Source organism: Pedobacter sp., assembly GCF_035566355.1.
Classification (GTDB): domain Bacteria; phylum Bacteroidota; class Bacteroidia; order Sphingobacteriales; family Sphingobacteriaceae; genus Pedobacter.
This window is the reverse complement of record NZ_DATMRL010000737.1, coordinates 1-5,662: the sequence shown is the minus strand read 5'-3', so window position 1 is coordinate 5,662 and position 5,662 is coordinate 1. Positions and strand designations below refer to the sequence as shown.

At 36.3% G+C, this 5,662-nt stretch carries 8 protein-coding genes; 7 read left to right on the top strand and 1 reads right to left on the bottom strand.

The genetic code is table 11. The features are described 5' to 3' along the window. Both VNZ46_RS29225 and VNZ46_RS29220 read left to right on the top strand, forming a co-directional pair. On the top strand, positions 1-616 hold a 616-nt coding region (locus VNZ46_RS29225; protein ID WP_325565225.1), incomplete at its 5' end, for a GIN domain-containing protein. Positions 617-814: 198 nt separating this feature from the next. Further along, on the top strand, positions 815-1,219 hold the full coding sequence (locus VNZ46_RS29220) for a hypothetical protein (protein ID WP_325565223.1): 405 nt from the start codon (positions 815-817) through the stop codon (positions 1,217-1,219). A gap of 145 nt (positions 1,220-1,364) precedes the next feature. Here the strand turns inward: VNZ46_RS29220 and VNZ46_RS29215 are convergent, their stop codons facing one another. Continuing rightward, positions 1,365-2,183, bottom strand: a complete 819-nt coding sequence (locus VNZ46_RS29215; RefSeq protein WP_325565221.1) for a hypothetical protein — start codon at positions 2,181-2,183, stop codon at positions 1,365-1,367. Positions 2,184-2,707: 524 nt separating this feature from the next. On the opposite strand from VNZ46_RS29215, the gene aac(6') reads away from it, so the two are divergent. The 5 genes from aac(6') (at position 2,708) to VNZ46_RS29190 (ending at position 5,391) form a co-directional block, all read left to right on the top strand. Further along, positions 2,708-3,145 (top strand): aminoglycoside 6'-N-acetyltransferase, encoded by a 438-nt coding sequence (gene aac(6') / locus VNZ46_RS29210; RefSeq protein WP_325565219.1) that lies wholly within the window; start codon positions 2,708-2,710, stop codon positions 3,143-3,145. A gap of 55 nt (positions 3,146-3,200) precedes the next feature. After that, positions 3,201-3,620, top strand: a complete 420-nt coding sequence (locus tag VNZ46_RS29205) for a GNAT family N-acetyltransferase (RefSeq protein WP_325565217.1) — start codon at positions 3,201-3,203, stop codon at positions 3,618-3,620. Between the two features lie 30 nt (positions 3,621-3,650). Further along, positions 3,651-4,379: an AAA family ATPase gene (locus tag VNZ46_RS29200; protein WP_325565215.1), complete on the top strand. Its 729-nt coding sequence runs from the start codon at positions 3,651-3,653 to the stop codon at positions 4,377-4,379. Between the two features lie 368 nt (positions 4,380-4,747). Beyond that, the gene (locus VNZ46_RS29195; protein WP_325565213.1) at positions 4,748-5,113 is read left to right on the top strand and encodes a PD-(D/E)XK nuclease family transposase; all 366 of its coding nucleotides are present in this window, start codon (positions 4,748-4,750) and stop codon (positions 5,111-5,113) included. Continuing rightward, on the top strand, positions 5,110-5,391 hold the full coding sequence (locus VNZ46_RS29190; RefSeq protein ID WP_325565211.1) for a hypothetical protein: 282 nt from the start codon (positions 5,110-5,112) through the stop codon (positions 5,389-5,391). Before VNZ46_RS29195 ends, VNZ46_RS29190 begins: the two co-directional genes overlap by 4 nt. Positions 5,392-5,662 lie beyond the last annotated feature (271 nt).

Genomic DNA, 5,662 nt, shown 5'->3' with positions numbered 1-5,662 from the left:
CGCAACAGCATTAACCGCTATCGTTTTAACTTCATCTGCATTTACCACTTTTGCAAAAGAAGGCGACAAAAATCCTTCTGCAGTTTCTACCGTTTCTGGTGCAACCATGATCAAAGTGACTGGAAATGTAAAGGTATATTTAACTCAGGGCGCTAAAGAAGGTTTCCGTGTAGAGACGGATCAAACTGAAGCTAAAGTTTCTTTCAAAAGAGAGGGTAACAAATTGTTCATCAATTCTACGGATGATGAAACAACAACCGTGTATTTGACCGTGAATGACTTGAAAAGAATTGATGCTTCTGAAAATGCAGTTGTAAAATCAACCGGCCGTTTCAACTTGCCAGTGCTTCAGGTATTTGTACATGACAATGCCAAAGTGGATGTGAATGTTGTTGCACAGGATGTATACACCGTGACCAAAGATGCTTCTTCGCTGAAACTAAGCGGATCTGCAGAACGCCATATATCAGTAATTGCTGATGCTTCACAAATCAATGTAAACCAATTTGCAGCCTTAAAAACTGTTTCATCGAGCCCTGTATTTCATGCTGATCTGGATGCACAGCTTGCAGAGTCGGTTAATATAGTTGTAACTTCGAGCAAGCTTTCCAAATAAAGATAAAGAATCTAAATAGAAATGGCGGGTATCTAACTGATGCCCGCCATTTCTGTTTATTACATTTAGGTCCGGATGATCCGCAAGGTGTTATAAATGCTTTTAATACTAAAAATAAGGCATTGGGTCCCCATAAATGAATTCTATTCCCGAGATTGCACCAAATGATGTAGATAATTTACTTTTTCAATTTTTAAAATGAAACTTTGTGGGATTTTATTGATTTTTATTCTGTTATCCTGTACCTATGATCCACAGGACAAAAGACTGCTGGTTATTAATCATACTAACAGTGAAATCGCGATATATTGGAATGCTGATACAATTCCTGAATATCCGAGTATTAGTGATACTGAAGTTTATTTAGCCGATTATAGTATTAAATCATCAGACAGTTTATGGGTTCCTGAAGATAATGCGAATTGGCCTAGATATGTTGAGAATTCTTATAATAAAAAGCTTAACCTGTTTATCTATCGTGTTGATTCTATTAAGAAGTATAAGAATATTGATACAATTAATGCAAGGAGGATTTATAAAAAAATGGAGTATTCCGCGGCTGAACTTAACAAATTAACTTGGAGAGTTGTCGTAAAGAAGTAGGTGTATTAGTCTCATTACCTGATCCTTCTGTGCTTAATCAACCCATAATGTAGGTTTTAATATTGTATTTTGTGGTTATGCGCAGAAAATTGGAGTGTTTGGCGCGCGTTCTTCCAAGAATTGGAAGAACTAGGGGGGGAGGGTATTAGAGCGCTTCGATTTCCTGAATCGAAAGTTTGGTGATTTTGGCTATAAATGATGAAGAACATCCTTCGTTCTTCAATTCCTGCGCAACATCTAAGGCTTTTTTGTGTTCTCCTCTAATCTCTCCATTAATCTCACCTCTGATGTACAAGATGTCCTTTTCTTCTACAAATATTTTACCTGTTAGTGCCATATTTTTAATTGATGTTTTCTCTAAATTACGCAATTGCATTAAAACGCGCAATTGTTTTAAATATCTTCCTTGTTCTAATTCTCCAATACCTTTATTTTCTATTTCCTGAACGATCTGTTGTAAGATCATTTCTGTATCCTCAATCTGGAGATCACCGAGAATGGCCAGCATCTTTTGTTCTATTTTATCTGAGTTTAGAAATACCTGGTAATCGATCTCCGAAAATGTGAGCAGGTTATACCAAAAATGGAGATATTTATTCCTGATCCGCATGGGCATAGTGGGTTTTCCTGCACCAATGTAAATCACAAACTGGGTTACCGGCAGTCCATATTTTCTTTGAAGCATGATGCTGTATTCTGCCATGCGGAAAGCCATATTTTTTTCGTTGTCGCGCTGGTACTCAATGTGGAGTATAAAGACCTTTCCCTGGTCGTCTTCTACTCTTTTTAAAAGATCAGGTCTGCGTTCTTTGGTGTGTTGAATATCATCCGCGATCTCTTCGCTTTTAACAATATGGAGACGAAGTACGTCTTTAATAACGTCTGGTAGGGTGTCCTCCATGTTTTCCCTAAAGACTTTATCATACATGCTGCCCTGTTCGGGTCCATTAAATTTTTCTGTCATATTTTATCTGAATTGCACCAATGTAGGTGTGATATTTTCAAATAAAAAATAACTGTCGATCTTTGCAAAAACTATCTGGTAAGTTAAAGAAATGACGTTTTTATCCTGGTGAAATTGGTTGATGATGAACAATAACAAAATCGGTCCTGTTGGTTTATTTGTATTGTGGGTTGGTATATGTTTGTTTTTTGGGTTCCTTGTCCCGATTTTAAGTTCTCACGCTGACTCTAGCGCTGAAGTCCCATTTGTAATTCGTACCTACGCCATGATTGCCCTCGTCTTCGGACTGCTTATATTAAGTTTATTGAACATGCTTATTTTTAAAGAATGGACAAGGAAATTTTGGTATATAAACGGAACTATCATTGTTCTTACGGCATCTATAATTGCCTATTTTCTGGTAAGCGTATAGAGTCGGATGATAAAAACACGAATTGCGTTAAAATAACTACAGTTAATATAGATGTTGTTAAAAATAAACATCGGATATTTTGCTTTTAAAACTGTTTATGGTAATTTAAAAAATGGAAATAGAACGGCTTTCAATACATAACCTTAAACAGCTCATAACTCTTGTTCTAGAGCTCTGGAGCGAATGTGAATTTGCTGAAGAATATGGAAATTATAAAAAGATAATAGGTTCCGAAAATGAAATTTGCTATTTAGGGAAGAACCAGGAGGATTATATAGCCTTTGTACATATAGTTAGCCGAAATGACTATGTAGCCGGTGCAACAGATTTACCTTTAGCGTATATCGAGGCAATTTATGTAAAATCAGATTACCAAAAACAGGGCATTGCGAAGAAAATGATAACTGTTGCAGAAAATTGGGCCAAAGAGAAAGGTTATTCACAACTTGCCTCCGACGCTAATTTAACCAATTCCATAGGCATAGATTTTCATAAGAAAGTCGGTTTTGAAGAAATAGAGCGTATTGTTTGTTTCATTAAAGATTTATAAAAGACCTTCTATTAAATTATGAATACTAAAAATATTAGCATAACTTTATGGTCATATGAAATATCAAGCCCTTTACGAAAACGTAACTCCCGAAACCTATATTCATCTTAGAGTATCAAGTGGATTAAGCCCTAAAACAATGGAAGCTGCAGTGACCGGGTTAAAAAACTCCGTTTGCTGTGTTGTTATAATTGATACCGAAAATAATAACCAGCCTGTAGGGATGGGAAGGATCATTGGTGATGGTGCCTGTCATTGCCAGGTTGTGGATATTTGTGTTTTGCCTGATCATCAGAAAAAGGGACTGGGTAAGTTCATTATGCAAAAATTAAAGGACTTTATTGATGAACATTTACCGGTTTCCTGCTATATAAGTCTAATTGCTGACGGCGAGGCCTATAAATTGTATGAAGCCTATGATTTTAAAGAAGTCTGGCCAAAATCTCGTGGAATGGCTTTCCTGAAAACGTTTTAAAATTCAAAAATCATTTAAATAATCCAGAATATGACGAATGCTAAGCCTTATTTGCAAAGCATAAATTTCAAACGTGAACTTGTTCCCTCGTTTGATGAATATCCGTTTAATATACCGGCGATCAGTACTTTACTTTCCATGGACTTTCATCCGGATGTTACTTTTATTGTAGGAGAGAACGGAGCAGGTAAATCAACATTGGTTGAAGGAATAGCCCTCAGTCTTGGTTTTGGAATAGAGGGTGGAACGAAAAACGTTAATTTTCAAACCCATGATAACGCATCGCCATTATCTAAATATTTGGCAACAGTAAGGAGTTTTAAAAAGCCGAATGACTCATATTTTTTGCGGGCAGAAAGTTTTTATAACGTGGCTACTTATATGGATGAAGTTGATTATACCAAAGGGTATGGTGTCCGTTCTCTGCATGAATGTTCTCATGGGGAGTCTTTTATGGCCACATTAACCAATAAGCTCAGTGGGGGCGGTCTTTATATTTTTGATGAGCCCGAGGCTGCTTTGTCACCGAGCAGGCAATTGGCAGCTTTAACGGCAATTAATAACCTTGTTCATAGAAACTCTCAGTTTATTATTGCTACGCATTCTCCTATTTTACTGGCGTATCCTAATGCTAAGATTTATATGCTTGATGATTCGGGTATTAGGAGCGTTAAATATGAGGAAACTGAACATTACATGCTGACGAAGTACTTTTTGAATAACCATAAAGAAATGATGGAAATTCTATTGAATCAATAGCTGGTATTTTATACGTTCTACTGGGGGCGTTCGTGCCTGGCGTATATTTTAGTGGGGTTTTGTTGGGATAAGGGTACCATTTATCCCAATAAGACTCCATTAAGGGTTCAAGCCGGTGTCAAGAAGTTTAGTTTGAGAATATGTTTTCTGAGCTCTCTGAACCTTAACAGGTTCTAAGGTTCGCACAGTAAATCATATTTTCTTGGGTGCAGACCGGGGAATGGATCGAATTTCTATAATATTTTGTAGTGCCATATTTTTATTTTAAATAGACTACAAAATATTGATTTACAGATTTTTATGAAATTTTTTATTTGGAAAAACTATCGTTACACTTGAAGTCATTTTTAAAAAATCAAGTGTAAATTATGAGTAATACGAAGTATGTTGATCCACTTCTTGATCTGTCTTTTAAGAGAATTTTCAGTGTCGACCAAAACCGGGACTTGCTGATTGCCTTCTTAAATGAAGTTTTCAAGGGGAGAAAGCGGATTGTAGATCTTACCTACAATAAGAACGAACACCATGGGAATAACAAAGAGGAGGGATCTGCGATATTTTACACCTCCTGGCTGATTAGTGAGCAGGCGTCCAAAGGAGAGATGGATGATATGTCGCCACAACTACAGAATAAAGCGTTTTTTGAAAAACTTTATAATATTGCAAAATATTCGAAACCGATTAAAAGGAGCTCAGCGAGACCATTAAAAACAACAATACTTAGAGTTATATGACAAAGGAAGAACAAGAAGTATACGACCAGCAAAGGAAACGGAAATGGGATAATGAAGCCGTTAAGGAGCAGCAACGCCTCGATTTTGAAGAATGGAAGAAACGTAGGCTTGCAGAAGAAGAAGAGATTGGAGTGGAACTTGGGAAGGAGCTTGGAAAGGTTGAAGGTGAGCAAACAAAAGCTCGTGAGATTGCTATAGCTTTAAAAAAGATGGGTTTGTCTAATGAGCAAATCTCTGTAGGTACTGGTCTTTCTATTGAAGAAATCGAAAAATTATAATGCTCAATTCATGTAAATGTTAGGAGATTTTTCTTCTTCTAACATTTACATCAATTCTCCATATTAGGTAGTTCTTTTAACTACCAATTTGTGCCTGCTAAAATTCAACTTCCCTCGTTCAGTTTCCTCATGATAATTATGTAGTTAATAAACACCCTCCTGAATTTTTGGGAAGTTTTTTTATGTTCCAGAAAATAGACGCTAAATACCGGAAAATAACGGCGTCTGTGATTTTTCTATTCCTCAACTTTGCTGATATAATTAATCTATC

What these genes read in the sequence shown, in the direction of transcription:
- VNZ46_RS29220 (WP_325565223.1), top strand. Translation starts at nt 815, where the DNA reads ATGAAACTTTGTGGGATTTTATTGATTTTTATTCTGTTATCCTGTACC.
- VNZ46_RS29215 (WP_325565221.1), bottom strand. Translation starts at nt 2,183, where the DNA reads ATGACAGAAAAATTTAATGGACCCGAACAGGGCAGCATGTATGATAAA.
- VNZ46_RS29205 (WP_325565217.1), top strand. Translation starts at nt 3,201, where the DNA reads ATGAAATATCAAGCCCTTTACGAAAACGTAACTCCCGAAACCTATATT.
- VNZ46_RS29200 (WP_325565215.1), top strand. Translation starts at nt 3,651, where the DNA reads ATGACGAATGCTAAGCCTTATTTGCAAAGCATAAATTTCAAACGTGAA.
- VNZ46_RS29195 (WP_325565213.1), top strand. Translation starts at nt 4,748, where the DNA reads ATGAGTAATACGAAGTATGTTGATCCACTTCTTGATCTGTCTTTTAAG.
- VNZ46_RS29190 (WP_325565211.1), top strand. Translation starts at nt 5,110, where the DNA reads ATGACAAAGGAAGAACAAGAAGTATACGACCAGCAAAGGAAACGGAAA.